Raw genomic sequence first — 17667 nt, 5'->3', positions numbered from 1 at the left:
CTTTGTGATTCTTTATGTCATTTGTGATTCTAATTTTTACGAAACTGATGGTGTACATTTGATTCCTCTTCATATCCTAGCATTAATCTCAGGTATTATTTTTGAAAGCAAAAGAATCACAAAAGCATGGACAACAGTCGCTGTAATAACTATTATTTCTTTTATTTCTACTTTTGGCTTAGGTCTTTATTTATATTACATCTCGCCTAATTCAGAATTTGATTTGACGCAAATTTTAAATCTAAGTATTTTAGCTTGGCCTATTGTTTTCTTTATTTTATATGTTGTCTTTTCGTTACTATTTAACAAGAAACGAATTGTTCCCCAATTGACAGAAGGCATAACTTTAATTCTTTCGATATCCATGATTTACTGGGTTATAGATAATGGTTTGGTAAGATTTGATAATATCATTTTACGAACATTTATGATTATTGTAATTTCACTTTCCATATTTTCTCTATATAACGCTTTTAGCAAAGCTTATTTATCAGATACTAAAAAACTAATCTTGAGCATCTGGAGTTCCATAATTATGTTTTTTTTCGCTATCGATAATTTACATGGATTTTTTTATTACGGAAACGCTGTAAGCACTAATGAATTAATACAAGGAACTTACATTGCAATTCAATATTTTCTTTTAGGTGTTTCAAGTATTTACATGATTCAGAATTTTATGATGCTTATGGGTTTTCTGCTAAGCTGGAAAATATTCTTCTTTACAAAATATTCTGATGCAGTAAGAGAACTAAAAACTCAACACATCGATAGATATTCAGATACACAAGTAAGTAAATCAGACTCCAAGTTTTGTCTTCTTTTTGTTGGCACTATTTTCTTTTTAAATTATTATTATAAAATAGTTCCGAGACAATTTATAATCTGGTTAACTTTTGTGATATTTCCATTTCTATTAATGACGTATAATCATTTTCTGAAAAAGAAAAAATAAACTGGAAATCTGACGTTTTTTTGCTTTGAAATTCCGCTATAAAATTAAAATTCTGACTCATTTTTTATTTTATAAAAATTGCAATTAAAAATTAATCGGAATTTTGGCTCTACTATTACGATTTCATTTTACTTTTTTTAACCCAAATTTCACATTTTGTTATAAAATAAACGATTCTTCAAATTTTGTTAATGAACAATTGGCATTCAATTTGTTTGTTTAACTTTGTGAATTCAGTACTTAATAAAAAATAATTTAAATATAATATGAAACAATTAGCCCTAGTCTTTATTGCGTTTATTACTTTTTCATGCACTCAGGCTCAGAAAAAAGAATTTTCAAAAGAAGCCTTATCTGAAAAATTATTAGCTTCAAATGAAAAACAAGTTGCCTTCGAGAAAATTTTAAAAAAATACAAAGGAAAAACTTTAGTTATCGAAGTTTGGGCTTCATGGTGTGGCGACTGCGTAAAAGCAATGCCAAAAGTAAAAGAATTACAAGCCAATAATCCAGATGTATCTTATTTATTCATTTCAGCGGATAAAACAGCGGATAAATGGAAAGCCGGAATCGAAAAACATGAATTAAAAGGTGATCATTACATGATGAACGACGGTATGAAAGGCTTATTCGGAAAAGCGATCGACTTAGATTGGATTCCACGTTACATCATCGTTGACAAAACAGGAAAAATTGTGCTTTATCGCGCTATCGAAACTGATTTTGACAAAATCAACGAAGCTTTAAAAAGTTTAAAACAAGCTTAATAATTACTTTAAAAACAAAAAATTAAAAGAATAATAAAAACTACCAAAATGAGAAAATCGATTGTTGCAGGAAACTGGAAAATGCATAAAAATGCCGCACAGACTGAAGAATTATTGAACGAATTAATTGCTAAAATTCCAGCAAAAACTAATGCACAAGTAATTGTAGCGCCAACTTTTGTTAACTTACAGGTACATGCTACAAAATTAAAAAATACAACTATTGGTGTTTCTGCTCAAAACGTTCACCAAGCTGAAGGCGGAGCTTTTACAGGAGAAATTTCTGCAGATATGTTGACAAGCATTGGCGTTAATACAGTAATTTTAGGTCACTCTGAGCGCAGAGCTATTTTCCACGAAACTGATGCATTAATCGCAAACAAAGTTGATACTGCTTTGAAACATGATATGACAGTAATTTTCTGTTTTGGAGAAGAATTAAAAGACCGTCAATCAGGAAATCACTTCAACATTGTGGAGAACCAATTGCGTGACGGAGTTTTCCATATTGCAAAAGAATCTTGGTCTAAAGTTGTTTTAGCTTATGAGCCAGTTTGGGCTATCGGAACTGGAGAAACTGCTTCGCCTGAGCAAGCACAAGAAATGCACGAATTTATCAGAGAAACTATCCGCAAAGCTTTTGGAGCTGATATCGCTGATGAAGTTTCTATTTTATACGGTGGTTCTGTTAAACCAGAAAACGCTAAAGAAATTTTCTCTAAACCAGACGTTGACGGTGGTTTAATTGGAGGTGCTTGCTCTAAAAGCTGATGATTTCTTAGCAATTGTTACTGCTATCTAATTTTAGATTTTAGATTTTAGATTTTAGATTTTAGATTTTAGATTTTAGATTTTAGATTTTAGATTTTAGATTTTAGATTTTAGATTTTAGATTTTAGATTTTAGATTTTAGATTTTAGATTTTAGATTTTAGATTTTAGATTTTAGATTTTAGATTTTAGATTTTAGATTCCCTTATAAAAAAAGCGTTCGCACAGCGAACGCTTTTTTTATTCTCTTTTGACTTTCGACTTTCGACTTTCGACTAAATTTTAATTAATAAACGATTTCAAAAGCGGACAATTGTACTTTTTAAACGTTGGTGTTGTTTTATAAATGGAATAAAAATTAGCCAATTCTTTTCCTGCTTTAAAAGGATTTTTAGCTTCTTCTTCCTCTGTAATTATTTCCGCGTAATGATCATGATAATTACATTCAAAAATCATTAAACTTGCCATTGCTTTTTCGTTGCTGTTTTTAGACATTTTCAACGCTTTTTCATAATACATTTTGGCCATTTTTAAATTGTAATAATTTCCGTTTTGAAATTTCTTTTCGTTCTCTGTATTGTCTCCGTAAACATAATCTGTGTAGGATGATCCTGAAGTCCAATCATAAGACGTCATCATCCAGGAATTTCCTAAATACGAAACATTAAAATATGCGTGAGCCAATTGCAAATTACTGCTTGCTGTATTTTGTTTTTTTAGCTGAATTAATTTTGCAATAAAATCGGTTTTATTGAAATGGTAATCGAATTTACGTTCTTTGTCATTTTGGAGAATTTTAGGCGTAAAAGGATTTTCGTTTAAATAATTTTTATACTCATAATTCTTTTCCCAAAAGTCCTGAGGCATGCTTGAAAAAGTTTCATAAGCAAGTTCCAAATCATTATTTCTAAAAGCAATTGTGCCTTTTAAATCCTTGTAGTAATTGATATTTGGAGCAATTGTGCCTGAACAAATATATTTTTCAAAAGGAGTTTTATCATTTTTTTGCTGTAAAGTCATTAAAAGATCCATATCTTTTACAGATGCATTGCGATCAAAATAGCCAATATAACTAAAGAAATAAGGATTACTATATGCTGAATACTCTCCATCATTTTTAATATCTGATTTCATCGAAAGCAAACCAGCCGAAACAATGTCGCCTTTTTTACGAAAATCATCACTTGCAATTCGGTATAAACTGTATAAGTTTTTAAATAATCCCTGATCTGTTTCTACTAGATTTTCTACAGAATTAAAATAAGTATAAAGCTGATTCTGAACTTTCTCATCCTTTAAATCATCTTGTTTTAATGAAACCAAAGCCAGCTGAATATTTTTTTGCATTTGTATCGATGCATTTGCCTTACTAGAAATCATATCAGTATATTTTTTCCTTCGTCAATGTGATCGTCAATAAAGCATAATTGAGCAATTGTCGCGGTAATATAATCTTTCTGTGCATCAGAAGTTTGTTCGCGAATCGAAATCAGGAAATATTCTAATTCTCTCAAGTATAAAATATCCTTATTAAAGTTTTCATCTTTCGTTTTAGCATAATTTTCATACCAATCTGTACTGCTGAAAACTACAGACGGCGTTCCGTCATTAGTATATTGAGGCGTAAAAATCCAATCTTCGAGTTTGTTTACTTCTCTTCCAATCAAAAAACTCAAAAACAAGCTATTCGGACTTAACTCAAAAATTTCTTTAATCGATTTTAAATCCGGAGCAGGATTTCTAAGACTTTCAATTGACAAAATAACGCTTCGCTCTTCATCATTTTGTGCCAAAGCCAAAGTTTCTACAGTCAATTTCCAATTGTAATGCCGCACCACTGCAAATGATTTTTCTTCGCAGGAATTAAAAACTTTACTCAGCAAATAATTTTGCAAAGGTAAATTCTCAACACATAACGCATTGTAATACAACGCCCATGGTTTAAGAATTGTATTTGATTCTGAAGCAAAATAGTCATTAAATAATTCGGCAACTTTTTGCTTTTGCTGTGCATAAAAATAATATCGCAACGCTAAAAAAGCATAACGCTGTTTTAAAAATGAATCTTTAGCCGATTTTATTTTCTTTTCAAAATCAAAATTATCTTCTAAATCATAGTTTTTATAATTGCTTCCTACTTGATCCCAAGATTCCCATTTTGTATATTCTACATTCCCATATTCCAACTTTTTAGCCAGCAAAATATAATTTAAAAAGGCTTTATTTTTAGACAACAATAAAGCTTCTACAAAAGTGTTTTTAGGAAATGTACTTTTTAAAGTTTTGTTTTCAAAAGCAGTTTGAAATTGCTCCGAATCTGTTTCATACAAAATCTTATGAACGTCATCTGGATTAATGCTGTATCCTAATTTCTTTTTCCATTCTAAACAATTCTTTTCCTGATCTACGCTAGAAACAGTATTGGTCGCATAATAATAATCTGCCGAATAATAGAATGGCGTTAATTTAAAGAAACCTTCCCGCTGTGCTCTAAACAAAGCCAAACGGCTGGTTTCTGGCGAAACGCTCCATCCGCAGGCAAATGAAAACTGAACGCTTAAAACGAAAAGCAAACTGCTAAAAACGCGCATAAAAATTGGAGATATTTTCGGTTCCATAATCGTTTATATATTTTTTATCAAAAGAGAAAAAAGTCACTTTTGTCTGATTGTCAATCTGAATTTTGTTTTTAATAATCGAAATCATTTTATCGATTTCATTATCTGAAATTTTCTCGATTCTAATTTCATCGCCATTTCTAAGATACGTCTGTCCTACTAAAACATCATCTTGCAAAACATATTTGTCCTCTGAAGTTTTTTTCACCTTAATGGAATCTTTTATCAATCGATCATAATCGGATAAAATGCCTTTAAACTGATTTCCTCTAAAAGCTACTCCCCAACTATACAATGGCAACGCAATATCTAGTTTAAGTTTGTAATCGCTGTGCGTTATGTATTGCGCCAATTCTTCGCTAGTTCCAATAGAGTTTTTAGTCTGAAAATCGTCTGGTTTGGTAATATTGTAACACATCAGCAAGCCTTTATCAACTGGCGGTATTCCGGCTTTTGTAGCATATTTATACTGCCAAAGCCTAATTGTTGCCACAAGTTTTGAAGATGGAAATTGCTTTTTAACTTGTTTTAATAAATAGAAATAATTCTTTTGCGATCTTTCGGTCCAGTCACAATCAATCAGGATTTCTTTAAAATCAACTTTTAATTTGGCAGATTCTGCTTTTTTAACCGAATCATAATTCAGAGCTTTAAAGTCTTTCTGCTTATAATAATCTTTCGGATAAACAATATTATAGGCATTGCTTTCTGCTTTTCTATCGTTCATTTTTTTAGCAATCTGTTCGATTCGGCGAGCCATTCTCACCGCAAGACTATCCAGCTGTTTGGTATCTGATTTTAAAACCACTTCGTTCGTAATAAAAACACTAGGTGTAATTTCCGGATTACTTTTATTGAATGAAATATCCTGAATCGTAGCAACTGGCAACGATTCTTTAGTATAAGGATTATAATCTACATCAAAAAAACGGACATACATGTGGCTGATATCCATTTTTTTATTAAAGAATCTTCTTCCTTTTGAAAGTACATATCGGTTTTCCAATAACAAAAGGAACGGATAACGTCGTGCTCTTTTTCGCAACTTGCACCACTTAAAACAACTAAAAGTAGCACTAAAACAATATTTTTCATATCCTAAAAAACTTACAAAATCTACTTCAAAATTAATGCTAAAATTTATAACAATATGATTTATTTATGAACAACTTTTGCTTTCTATTCTTACCTTTGCAAAAATTTTTTATTTATGTCAAACATCTATTTAGGATATCATTTTACAATTGAGCCAAAAGAATTGGGTTCTGAAATTTTAGTGGCTGAATTGGGCGAAAAAGCGTTTGAAAGTTTTACAGAAACAGAAAACGGTATTTCTGCTTTTGTGAAGAAGGATTTATGGGATGAAAATATTCTGGATGATATTTATATTCTACAATCTGAAGAATTTAAAATTGAATATACGATTGAAGAAATCGATCAAGTAAACTGGAACGAGGAATGGGAAAAGAATTTTGAACCAATTGATGTTGAAGGAAAATGCCATGTTCGCGCTCCTTTTCACGAAAAAACCGATGCAGAATTTGATATTGTAATTGAACCTAAAATGAGTTTTGGAACTGGTCACCATGAAACTACTCACATGATGATTCAACATTTACTAGAAATGGATGTTAAGGGTTTAAAAACACTTGACATGGGTTGCGGTACTGCAATTTTGGCCATTTTAGCCGAAATGAAAGGCGCTGAACCTATCGATGCTATTGATATTGATAACTGGTGTTACTTGAATTCGATCGAAAATGCTGAACGCAATAATTGCAAACATATCTCCGTTTATGAAGGCGATGCTCGCTTTATTGGCAGGTAAAAAATACGATTTAATTATTGCCAATATCAACAGAAATATTTTGTTGAACGATATGCAAGCGTACGTTGATGCTTTAAATCCAAAAGGAATTATTCTTTTTAGCGGTTTCTACGAAGAAGACATTCCCTTTATTGATGCTTCATGTGTTGAAAAAGGATTGACTTATGTTAAAAAGCTTCAGAGAAACAACTGGGTATCTCTAAAATACGTAAATTAGACACTGATAATCAATTCAGTACAAAACATAAAACTATGAGTACTAAAGAAAAAGTAAGAGAAAGAGTTCGCGAAAAAGAAGCCATTGCTTTTAATAACGAGATCATTGTTTACAATGATGATGTAAATACTTTTGATCACGTAATTGATACTCTTATGCGTGTTTGCGACCATACTGCAGAACAAGCAGAGCAATGTTCTTTGATTGTACATTACAACGGAAAATGCACTGTAAAAACAGGTCCGATTGAAAAACTTAAACCTCAATGCACACAACTTTTGGAAGCTGGCCTTAGTGCCGAAATTGTTTAGTTGCAAATTTTTTAGAAAGCATTCTATTTTATTCTATATTTGAATAAAATAGAATGTTTTTTTTATGGAAGAATACGGAAAAATATTAATCATTGCGATGCCCGTTTTTTTGGCCTTAATCATTTTTGAAAAAATCTACGGCATTTATAAAAAAAACGATACTGCACCTTTAATTGACAGTGTGTCGAGCATCAGTTCCGGAATTACAAATTCGGTTAAAGATGTTTTGGGTCTTAGCGTAACTTTTCTTTCGTATGAATGGCTGGTTTCTAAAATTGCATTACAGCATTTAGAACCAAGTGTACTCTCCTATTTTATAGCTTTTTTTGTTATTGATTTTTATGGTTATTGGAGCCACCGATTAGCACATCAAATCAATTTTCTTTGGAACAAACATGCCATTCATCACAGCGACGAAGAGTTTAATTTGGCCTGTGCATTGCGCCAGCCTATTGCAAGTTTAGTGAATCTGTTTACGTTTTTATTGATTCCTGCGGCGCTATTAGGAGTTCCTGCTTCTGTAATTGCCATTACGCTTCCGTTGCATTTATTTTTGCAATTTTGGTATCATACCAAACACATCAACAAAATGGGATTTTTGGAACATATTATCGTGACACCTTCGCATCATCGTGTTCATCATGCCATAAATCCTGAATATTTAGACAAAAACCACTCGCAGATTTTTATTTTTTGGGACAAATTGTTCGGTACTTTTCAAGCCGAATTAGATGATGTTCCGCCGGTTTTTGGAATCACAAGACCTGCAAATACTTGGAATCCAATAAAAATCAACTTTCAGCATTTAACCCTTCTTATCAAAGATGCTTGGCGTGCCGAAAACTGGAAAGACAAATTCACTATCTGGTTTAAACCAACCGGCTGGAGACCAGAGAATTTTGAAGAAAAATATCCCGTAAACAAAATTGAGAACGTATTTGACTTTGAAAAATATGGCACACAAAACTCTCAAAAGCTGATTTATTGGTCGGTAACTCAAGTTTTGATAACATTATTGTTTGTTAGTTATTTGTTTGATAATATTGCTAAAATTGGTCTGCCAAATATTTTTGTCTATGGATTTTTTATTTTTATTACAATCTATAGCTACAGCGAGTTAATGGACAAAAGCAAATATGCCATTTTTTGGGAAGGATTCCGTTTTAGCATTGCGATCGGAATTATCGTTTTCAACGGCGATTGGTTTGGACTTAATACCATTTTTTCTTTAGCCAATTCTATTATTTTAACCTATTTAACTTTATCTTTTTTAGCTACAATTTATTTTGTGACTGTCGATTTCAAAAACAACCAACCCCAAACTATAAACCCCATGAATGCCTTATGAGAAATGCCACATATTTTAAAATTTACCTCGCTTTCTGCCTAATTTATCTAATTGTTTTACTGCTAGGATATGAAAACCTTGATTTATATTTAAAGCCAATTTTAATTCCGCTGTTAAGTTTTAGCGTCTATTTTTGTCGATCATTTCCAACAAAAAATATTTTATTGCTTGCTTTGTTCTTTTCATGGATTGGCGATGTGATTCTGCTTTTTGCAGATTTAGGCGAAATTTATTTCATTCTCGGATTAGTTTCTTTTCTTATTTCTCATGTTATTTATTGCGTTTTGTTCAATAGACAAATCAAAAAGAAAACCTCGAGAAATTTAATCGTTTTTGGAATTGGGAGCGTAACAATCGCTTTGTACTTAATTGGCATGCTCGCAGTATTATTGCCTACTTTAGGCGATTTGCAAATTCCGGTAATCGTGTATGCAAGCGTGATTTCGATTATGCTTTTATTTGCTTTTAATGGTTATTTAATGTGGCAGAAACCTGGAAATATTTATGTTTTTTTAGGGGCAATTTCTTTTGTAGTTTCGGACAGCATATTGGCAATTAATAAATTTTATGCGCCATTTGAGAAAAGTGCATTTTTTATCATGCTTACTTATCTTGTGGCACAATATCTGATTGCTGTTGGTATATTGAAAGTGAATCCAAAAAAGCTGATTGAGACGCAACTTGGATTTAATTTAAAACCAAAAAAGATTTTCAAAATCATTTTTTGCGAATGAAAAGCCGATACATTTGTATGACCAAAACTCTTAAAACCATGAAAAGAATATTCTTTTTTTAATTTTATTAATTAGCGCGACCTCTTGCATGAGTACTAAATCAACATTGAAAAATGTCGATGATAACGCTCCTGATTTAATTTTGAAGAAAGACAATACGTTTGCCATTACGCTTTTTGCCAAGGATAAAAAATACGGATATGATCCTGACTATCCAGTCAATATTTTTTATAGAAATACCAAAGACGAAACATTAAATGAAACTCGTTTTTTAAATGCATTGGCTGGTCCAAAAGGGGAAAAATAACATACAAGCGCTTAGAAACATGTTGCCCTTTTCCAACTAAAAGAAGCGATATGGGCGCAGGATTTTTAAATGTTTATGAATTGACTTGGGAAGGACAAAAAAAGCCAGTTATCCTTTATTTGAATGTATATGAAAAAGGAATTTTAATGGTTCCGATGGGACTGAGTTTGAAACAGAATTAAATATGACACTAAATAGAGACGAATTAATACATCCAATATTTCATTTGTTATTCATTTCAGCTCCAATAACTGGACTCATCTTTGATTATCATTCTGATTTTTCTGAAAAAGCATTATTGTCTTATTTCGTTTTAATGTTCTTAAATATTTGTGATTCTGTGAAATTAAAAGGAAATGAAATCATTCATGGAATTCATCTTTCCCCATTCGGCTTTATAAAAATTAAAAAACGAATGGCGATTGATGATATAAAAGAATTGAGCATTCATAAAAATGAGAAAAAATACTGCGAGATTAGAGCTATCTCTGATAATGATTTTTTAATTATTAAAACTGTTGCAAATAGAATTCCTGCCGCAGAAGAATTGAAAGAAATTCACTCTAAAATAAACTCCAAAAAACAGATTATTCAAAACTTTAGTTGACTTAATTTCTCATAATTCCACTAAATCTAGCCCTGATAGCAGTGGAAATCATTTCACTCTTAAACTTATTTTTTCCTGACTGGGCAGAGCGACCGGAGGAAGCTCCTGAACAGACTTTGGAAAAAAAGTTTAAGAGTGAAATATTGAAACGAATAGCAGGATTAGCTTCTTAAAATAATCTTAAATCTTCATCCGAAACTCATAAATCATAACTACCTTTGCAGTGCAAAAAATAATTTTATGAATCTACAACATATTCCTCAAATTAAGCATACTGACAGCGGGAATTTCTTTTTATTGGCGGGGCCTTGTGCTATCGAAGGAGAAGAAATGGCGCTGAGAATTGCTGAAAAATTAGTTGGTATTACCGACAATCTTCAGATCCCTTATGTGTTTAAAGGATCTTTTAAAAAAGCGAACCGTTCAAGAATTGATAGTTTCTCTGGAATTGGTGACGAAAAAGCGTTGAAAATCTTAAGAAAAGTATCCGAAACTTTTCATGTTCCAACCGTAACAGATATTCATACGAATGAAGATGCTGATATGGCAAGCACAATACGTTGATGTTTTGCAAATCCCAGCATTTTTGGTTCGTCAAACTGATTTAGTTGTTGCCGCCGCAAATACTGGAAAAACAGTAAACTTGAAAAAAGGACAATTTATGAGTCCAGAAAGCATGAAACATGCTGTTCAAAAAGTTTTAGACTGTAATAACGAAAATGTTATGGTTACTGATCGCGGTACTATGTTTGGCTACCAAGATATGATTGTTGATTTTAGAGGAATTCCTACTATGCAACAATATGCATCGACAGTTCTTGATGTTACACACTCTTTACAACAGCCAAATCAGACTGCGGGTGTAACGGGCGGAAGACCTGACATGATCGAAACAGTTGCAAAAGCTGGTATCGCTGTTGGTGTTGACGGAATTTTTATCGAAACACATTTTGATCCTGCAAATGCAAAAAGTGACGGTGCCAATATGCTTCATTTAGACTATTTTGAAGGTTTAATGAACAAATTGGTTGCTATTAGAAAAACTGTAAATGCCTTTTAATTTATAATACTTAAGTTCTTTGAAAACAAAAATTTTATTTTTCTTACTGGCTTGTGTTTCTTTAAACACATTTGCTCAGGAAGAAATACCTGTACAAAAATACGTCGCTCACAATAAAGGAAAATTCTTTGTGATGTGGGGTGGAAATAGAGAAAGTTACACTAAATCTGATGTAAATTTCAGAGGAAAAGATTACAACTTTACAGTTGCTGACATGTCTGCTCATGATAAACCGAAAGGATATCATGTTGATTATATAAATCCTGCGAACATGACAATTCCTCAGACAAACTTGAGATTGGGTTATTTTTTTAGTGATCACTACAGTGTAACAATTGGAGTTGACCATATGAAATATGTAATGACACAAAATCAGATTGCAAATGTTACCGGAAACATCAATTTACCTGCTGATCAACCTGGATCTTATTACAACGGAGTATATAATAATACACCTGTAGATATGTCTCAAAATGGTGCTATTGAAGGTGGATACCCTAAAGGTGAAGCACAAGGATTCCCTCCTGCTTTTTTAATGTACGAACACACAGATGGTTTGAACTACATTAATACTGAGGTTTCTAGATTTGATGATATTTCGAAGTGGTTTGGATTGCCAAATATTGATAAAGTTCAGATTAACTTAACTGAAGGTTTAGGAGCTGGAGTTTTATACCCAAAAACAAACACAAGTTTGTTAGGAATGGAACGTCATGATGATTTTCACGTTTCTGGATTTGGTGTATCTGCTAAAGCGGGACTTAACTTTACTTTCTTTAAACATTTTTACCTTCAAGGCGAGTTAAAAGGTGGTTATATTGATATGAAAGATATCAGAACTACTGTAAGCAATGACGATAAAGCTTCGCAACACTTTATGTTTTTTCAGCGAATTGTTGCTGTAGGAGGAATTTTCAGAATCTAAAAAGATTAATTTATAAAATTAAAGCAGAATTTCATTCATTTGAAATTCTGCTTTTTTGTTTATGTTAATTGGGAACGAAAACTGAAGAATAAATTATACTTTTAATTTTTTAAAATTTGAACATGAAAAAATCAAAATCCCTCTTTCTTATAATTACCTTTTTACTGAGTTTTGGATGTGCTTTATTTGTTGCTATGAAAGTTTTTCCGAATAATCCGTTTTCAGGAAAAAAAGTCGGAACTGCAGTTTTTGGTAAAATTCAGGATGGTGATATTATATTTCAAACTTCTGAGTCTCCACAATGTGAGGCAGTGCGAATTGCAACAAACTCTAAATTCTCGCATTGTGGCATTATTTATAAAATGAACGGAGATTTATTTGTTTTTGAAGCTGTTCAGCCTGTAAAACTGACTCCACTGAAAGACTGGATTCAACACGGAAGAGACAATAAATATCTAGTAAAAAGATTAAAAAATGCAACTGCAATTTTGACTCCGGCAACTTTGCAAAAAATGAAAGATTACAGCCAACAATTTAATGGCAAAGAATACGATGCTTATTTTGAATGGAATGACAACAGAATTTATTGCTCAGAATTGGTTTGGAAAATATATAAAAATGCTCGCTGGCATCGAATTGTCAAAACTTAGAGAATTGAAAGATTTTAATTTAGAAGATCCAAGAGTTCAAAAAATAATCAAAGAACGATATGGCAATGAAATTCCTCTTGAAGAAAAGGTAGTTGCTCCTTCTGATCTTGCTGATTCTGATTTATTAAAAACAGTGATTGATACTTATTAAAACAAAACATATATAAAAGCAAAAAGCTATGAGTTTTTACTCATAGCTTTTTTGTTTAAATTATAACGATAGCTTAGTTTGCTGTTGGTAAAACAATTCCGTTTTGATCTACTAAATAGATTAATGAAGTCATAGTTGTCGCACCAAGTTCTAATTCTCTTTTATTGATGGCATCAAATTTATCGTTTGTCGCGTGGTGATAATCAAAATAACGCTGAGAATCTGGCTGTAAACCTGCTTTTACAATTGTTTTTGACGTCAAATGCTCAATATCTGATCCTGCGTGTCCTTTTGTGAAGTTATGAATCAAATAAGGCTCGAAAAGGTTTTTATATTCTTGCAATTTTTTGAAGTTAGCATCATCAGCTTCGATTGAAAATCCTCTTGGCGTAAATCCTCCTGAATCACTTTCTAAAGCAAAAATGTGGTTTTCGTTCTTTTGTTTTGCAACTTCTTCATATTTTGCACCACCTTTTCCTCCGTTTTCTTCATTCATAAACAATACCACACGAATTGTATTTTTAGGCTTGTAGTTTAAGTTTTTCAGGATACGAACTACCTCCATACTTTGTACTACTCCTGCTCCATCATCGTGAGAACCATCGGCTAAATCCCAAGAATCAAGGTGTCCTCCAACAACAATAATGTTCTCAGGAGTTACTGTTCCTTTTAATTCTCCAATTACATTATACGACTGAGCATCTGGCAAAGTCTCGCAAGATTGTTTGAAATAGAATTTTATACTCGGATTGGCTTTCAAAGTTTTGCTCAATAATTCAGCTCCATTTGTACTAATTGCGTACTGCTGGAATATATTGCTCTTTTGGCAAATCGCCATAACTTTGTGCTCCTGCATGAGGAAAATCGTCTAAACGTAAGTTTAACGAACGAACAATTGCACCAACTGCACCAAGCTTAGTCGCTTCTTTTGCACCGCTTCTTCTTTGATCTCCTGCACCCGAATAGGAATCAAAAGTTCCGATGTTTTCAGGATTCATTGGTCTGTTAAAAAAACTATTTTACCTTTTACTTTATCACCAAGGCTTTTTAATTCGTCAAAGCTTTGTACTTCGATTACTTCTGCAGTAATTCCAGTTTTTGGAGTTGCTACAGAACCTCCTAAAGCACAAATTGGCACAGCAGTTTTTACTTTTCCGTCCAAAATAAAAGCAGTTTCTTTTTCACCGCGAACCCAGTGAGGAACTGTAACTTCTTGTAAATAAACCTTGTCAAGACCAAGGCTTTCTAATTGTCTTTTTGTGTATTCTACACCTTCTGCGGCGCCTTTTGATCCAGATAAACGGCTTCCGATATCATTTGATAAATATTCTAACCAAGAATAACATTTAGCTTCGGTTAAAGCTTTTTTGTAAAATAATTTAATGTTTTTTTCATCATTTGATTGTGCAAACGATGCGGTCAATCCATTTAAAACTAAAGCAGTTAAAAGAATCGTTTTTTTCATGTGTTTTATAGCATTTTTGGGTTGTTTTACAAAGGAACAAAATTCTTTTAGAACTGTCAGCGTTTTTTTTGCAGTCATTTGTTAAAATAAAAAGCTCTGATTGTAATTTTTAATTTACAACCAGAGCTTTAAAATTTTATCAAAGCAAATTACTTTACTTCAATAAGTTTATTTCTTGTACCGATTCCATTTTCATTAAAAGGTTCAATAGTGAAATAATATTTTGTTCCTTTATCAAGACCTCTAAAATCATATGAATTGTCGCCATAAACCATAATGCTGTTATATAATTTATCAGGGGCAATTCCGTAATAAATATTGTAGCCAACAACATCATTTTGTTTTTTCCAAGAAATCATAGCATTTCGTGAATCTGCTTTATTTCTTTCTACTTTAAAAGAAGAAACTGCTTTTGGTTTTTCTGCCAAACCATTTCCAAAAACTCTGAAATCAGAAATCGCAAACAGTCCCGATGCATTATGAATGTTCTCCATTTTGATATAACGCGCTTTAATTGATTTTGTAAGCTCCACATAATCATGTGGCACATCTTTGTCATTTTTGGATTTATCTACAACCAAAGTCCAATTTTGAGCATCATCAGACATGAATATTTTATATTGGTAATAAATATCCATTGCTTTATTATACTGCGTCGCTTTATGATCTGCGTAATTAATTTGAAACGCTTTGATTTCCATTTGTCTTCCTAAATCCATTTGAAGCCATTCACCAGGATTATTTGTTTTAGCTGACCAATAGGTTTGAATATTTTCATCTGTCAAGTTTTCTGGACCATAACAGAATTTCTCGTAGACTTTTTTCCACCATTATCCATTCTGTGCGTTTCAACTTCCATACATTCTTCAGAAGATGAAACCGTTACAGGCTTTTTGTATGAAAGCAACATCCATCCTGATGAAGCACCTTTTGTTTGATCACGTTTATCAGTTGGAAGTGCAATCGGGAAATCTCCGTATGCTGTAATAGAATACATTACATCATCTTTATCAAATCCGGCAGGAAACATATCGATACGACGCTCAAAACGGTCTTTTATTGAGATTTTGCAGGTTCCAGTATTCCAATAATTCCCGTAATTGTCAGCAAAAGTATTTCCGTGTCCAGCGCCAATTACAAATCCGCCTGGTTTATATGACATCGGATTGTGCTTTTGATATGTAAATGGCCCTAACGGATTATCGCCCACATGAACTCCATTTGCATAACCTTTAAATTCGGTTGCAGGCGCTCCATATTGCATATAATATTTTCCGTTATGCTTTGTCATCCATGCTCCTTCAATGAAATTTCCCCAAGGCGCTGGTTCCATGTCATTATTTGGTCCAAAACGCTCCCATCCGTGGGCTGAAGGATCTAAAATTGCAACTTCCTTAATCTGTCCGTATGGACGCTGAATATCTTCAACTTCGGTTGCTTTATACAATTGCGCATAATCTGCTTGATTTCCTTTTGGCAACCAAGTATTATAATCAACTTCTGTTCCTACAAGAGGTAGTTTTCCGCTTGATCCGTAGTACATATATACCTTTTTGTCATCATCTTGAAAAATCGCTGGATCCCAAGTTGGAAGCATTGCTTTATCAACATGACGCGTCCATCTTCCTGATTTTGGATCGGCTGTTTTCCAAATTGGATGATCTCTTTTCCAAGTTGAACCCACATAAAATAATGTATCGTTTACAACCCAAGCCGCAGGAGCGCATTGATCGTCATCTCCTGGCTGTCTTTGAAAACTTCCATAAACAAAATTCCAATCTGACATGTCTTTACTCCAAAAGAATCCCGCTTGATTGGTTGCAAATAAATAATATTCGCCTTTGTATGTAATAATCACCGGATCGGCACTAGAACGACGAGAATACGGAATTCCGTTATGATTGTAAGTCGTGTAATTGTATCCAATATTAATTGGATTACAGTATGTTGTTGCCGGTTTAGATGGATCAAACCATTCGGTTTTACCAGTATTCTGCGCTAATACAGTGTTATTGAAAACAATCAAAAACAATGCAAACGGCAGTATCAGTTGTTTATATATTTTTTTCATGATCTGATTTGATTTGTTTGATAAAGGCATTAAAGATTACTTTTTAATACTTAATCTTTCCTTTAAAAGTTCTGGTTCATTTGTCGTGATGTAATTGAATTTTTGATCGATAATCCAATCCATATCTGTCGATTCATTTACAGTCCAAGCATTCAAAATAATTTTGTTTTCCTTCGCTTCTTTTATCCATTCAGGATGTTTTTTAAATACTGAATAATGGTAATCGACGCCATCAATTTTATCCGCTTTAACCTCGATTGGAGATTTATTTCCTTCTAAATATTGAAGTTTTGTTTTTGAATCTATAGCTCTTATTTGTTTTAGAATATCATAATCAAAACTGATGTAGCAAGTCTTTTTTTCTGCTTTTAATCTTTTAATGACTTCAACGGCCATTAACGCTGTTTTTTGACCTCTTTCTTTACTGATTTCTGAAGGCTTTATTTCGCAAACTAAAAGTGTGTGTTTGTTGTTTTTTATTCCTTCTGAAATATACTCGTAAAGCGTTGGCAGTTTTTCTCCATTGGATAATTTAAATTGCATTAAATCGGCATAATTTGTTTGCTCGATCACCAATTTGTTAAAATGAGCATCGTGATTGATTACAAGCGAATCATCAGCCGTTCGCCACACATCAAATTCTGATCCTGGCAATTTTAAGTCAATTGCATGTCGTAAAGAAGCGATTGAATTTTCTGGAAGATTATTTTTTTCCACGCACCTCTATGTGCTACAATGGCATTTTTTTGTGCATTGCAAAAAGAGAAAGCGAATAATAAACTTAAAAAAAGAAAGTATGGGATTTTCTGAAAATATTCATGGCTTTTAAAGATTAAAAGGGTTTTGTCTTTTAGAAAAAAAGCCCTCCAAATGAAGGGCTCTT

The 17667-nt window shown here is 32.5% G+C and carries 15 protein-coding genes and 5 pseudogenes; 13 read left to right on the top strand and 7 right to left on the bottom strand.

The window, feature by feature from the left end; all coding sequences use genetic code 11:
- Positions 1-4: 4 nt before the first annotated feature.
- From ACQ9BO_RS12805 to tpiA, 3 genes and pseudogenes are all read left to right on the top strand, one after another.
- Positions 5-955 carry a hypothetical protein gene (locus tag ACQ9BO_RS12805; protein WP_431244989.1) on the top strand — a complete coding sequence of 317 codons (951 nt, stop codon included), beginning with the start codon at positions 5-7 and terminating at the stop codon, positions 953-955.
- A gap of 266 nt (positions 956-1221) precedes the next feature.
- A complete protein-coding gene (locus tag ACQ9BO_RS12800; protein ID WP_431244988.1) occupies positions 1222-1722 on the top strand; it encodes a TlpA family protein disulfide reductase in 501 nt (166 codons plus the stop codon).
- 48 nt (positions 1723-1770) lie between these two features.
- A pseudogene (tpiA, locus tag ACQ9BO_RS12795) lies at positions 1771-2524 on the top strand (triose-phosphate isomerase).
- 250 nt (positions 2525-2774) lie between these two features.
- Here the strand turns inward: tpiA and ACQ9BO_RS12790 are convergent.
- The 3 genes from ACQ9BO_RS12790 to ACQ9BO_RS12780 are packed head-to-tail and all read right to left on the bottom strand — an operon-like array spanning position 2775 to position 6155.
- Positions 2775-3872, bottom strand: a complete 1098-nt coding sequence (locus ACQ9BO_RS12790) for a hypothetical protein (RefSeq protein ID WP_431244987.1) — start codon at positions 3870-3872, stop codon at positions 2775-2777.
- A complete protein-coding gene (locus ACQ9BO_RS12785) occupies positions 3869-5110 on the bottom strand; it encodes a hypothetical protein (RefSeq protein WP_431244986.1) in 1242 nt (413 codons plus the stop codon). The genes ACQ9BO_RS12790 and ACQ9BO_RS12785 overlap by 4 nt, the downstream gene beginning before the upstream one ends.
- Positions 5070-6155, bottom strand: coding sequence for a hypothetical protein (locus ACQ9BO_RS12780; protein ID WP_431244985.1), 1086 nt, complete (start codon positions 6153-6155; stop codon positions 5070-5072). Before ACQ9BO_RS12780 ends, ACQ9BO_RS12785 begins: the two co-directional genes overlap by 41 nt.
- 165 nt (positions 6156-6320) lie before the next feature.
- Between ACQ9BO_RS12780 and prmA the strand changes: the two are divergent.
- The 10 genes and pseudogenes from prmA to ACQ9BO_RS12730 all read left to right on the top strand — a co-directional run bounded on the left by prmA (position 6321) and on the right by ACQ9BO_RS12730 (position 13248).
- Positions 6321-7155: pseudogene (prmA, locus tag ACQ9BO_RS12775) on the top strand (50S ribosomal protein L11 methyltransferase).
- A 35-nt stretch (positions 7156-7190) separates the two neighbouring features.
- The gene (locus tag ACQ9BO_RS12770; protein WP_095927736.1) at positions 7191-7466 is read left to right on the top strand and encodes an ATP-dependent Clp protease adaptor ClpS; all 276 of its coding nucleotides are present in this window, start codon (positions 7191-7193) and stop codon (positions 7464-7466) included.
- Positions 7467-7530: 64 nt separating this feature from the next.
- Positions 7531-8814 carry a sterol desaturase family protein gene (locus tag ACQ9BO_RS12765; protein WP_431244984.1) on the top strand — a complete coding sequence of 428 codons (1284 nt, stop codon included), beginning with the start codon at positions 7531-7533 and terminating at the stop codon, positions 8812-8814.
- Positions 8811-9548, top strand: a complete 738-nt coding sequence (locus tag ACQ9BO_RS12760) for a lysoplasmalogenase (RefSeq protein WP_431244983.1) — start codon at positions 8811-8813, stop codon at positions 9546-9548. Before ACQ9BO_RS12765 ends, ACQ9BO_RS12760 begins: the two co-directional genes overlap by 4 nt.
- Positions 9549-9636: 88 nt before the next feature.
- Positions 9637-10037 (top strand): annotated as a pseudogene (locus ACQ9BO_RS12755) (2-dehydro-3-deoxyphosphooctonate aldolase).
- A gap of 2 nt (positions 10038-10039) precedes the next feature.
- The gene (locus tag ACQ9BO_RS12750) at positions 10040-10462 is read left to right on the top strand and encodes a hypothetical protein (RefSeq protein ID WP_431244982.1); all 423 of its coding nucleotides are present in this window, start codon (positions 10040-10042) and stop codon (positions 10460-10462) included.
- Between the two features lie 240 nt (positions 10463-10702).
- A pseudogene (gene kdsA / locus ACQ9BO_RS12745) lies at positions 10703-11522 on the top strand (3-deoxy-8-phosphooctulonate synthase).
- A 19-nt stretch (positions 11523-11541) separates the two neighbouring features.
- On the top strand, positions 11542-12447 hold the full coding sequence (locus ACQ9BO_RS12740; RefSeq protein ID WP_431244981.1) for a hypothetical protein: 906 nt from the start codon (positions 11542-11544) through the stop codon (positions 12445-12447).
- Positions 12448-12569: 122 nt separating this feature from the next.
- On the top strand, positions 12570-13097 hold the full coding sequence (locus tag ACQ9BO_RS12735) for a YiiX/YebB-like N1pC/P60 family cysteine hydrolase (RefSeq protein ID WP_431244980.1): 528 nt from the start codon (positions 12570-12572) through the stop codon (positions 13095-13097).
- Positions 13066-13248, top strand: coding sequence for a hypothetical protein (locus tag ACQ9BO_RS12730; RefSeq protein WP_431244979.1), 183 nt, complete (start codon positions 13066-13068; stop codon positions 13246-13248). The genes ACQ9BO_RS12735 and ACQ9BO_RS12730 overlap by 32 nt, the downstream gene beginning before the upstream one ends.
- Before the next feature lie 73 nt (positions 13249-13321).
- On the opposite strand, the pseudogene ACQ9BO_RS12725 reads toward ACQ9BO_RS12730, so the two are convergent.
- The 4 genes and pseudogenes from ACQ9BO_RS12725 to ACQ9BO_RS12710 all read right to left on the bottom strand — a co-directional run bounded on the left by ACQ9BO_RS12725 (position 13322) and on the right by ACQ9BO_RS12710 (position 17501).
- Positions 13322-14713, bottom strand: a pseudogene (locus ACQ9BO_RS12725) (M20/M25/M40 family metallo-hydrolase).
- 149 nt (positions 14714-14862) lie between these two features.
- Positions 14863-15498: a discoidin domain-containing protein gene (locus ACQ9BO_RS12720; protein ID WP_431244978.1), complete on the bottom strand. Its 636-nt coding sequence runs from the start codon at positions 15496-15498 to the stop codon at positions 14863-14865.
- Positions 15495-16784, bottom strand: coding sequence for a family 43 glycosylhydrolase (locus ACQ9BO_RS12715; RefSeq protein ID WP_431244977.1), 1290 nt, complete (start codon positions 16782-16784; stop codon positions 15495-15497). The genes ACQ9BO_RS12720 and ACQ9BO_RS12715 overlap by 4 nt, the downstream gene beginning before the upstream one ends.
- A gap of 36 nt (positions 16785-16820) precedes the next feature.
- The gene (locus ACQ9BO_RS12710) at positions 16821-17501 is read right to left on the bottom strand and encodes a glycerophosphodiester phosphodiesterase family protein (protein ID WP_431244976.1); all 681 of its coding nucleotides are present in this window, start codon (positions 17499-17501) and stop codon (positions 16821-16823) included.
- Positions 17502-17667 lie beyond the last annotated feature (166 nt).

The organism is Flavobacterium sp. P21, from assembly GCF_050632225.1.
GTDB lineage: Bacteria > Bacteroidota > Bacteroidia > Flavobacteriales > Flavobacteriaceae > Flavobacterium.
This window is presented reverse-complemented; position numbering and strand designations above follow the sequence as displayed.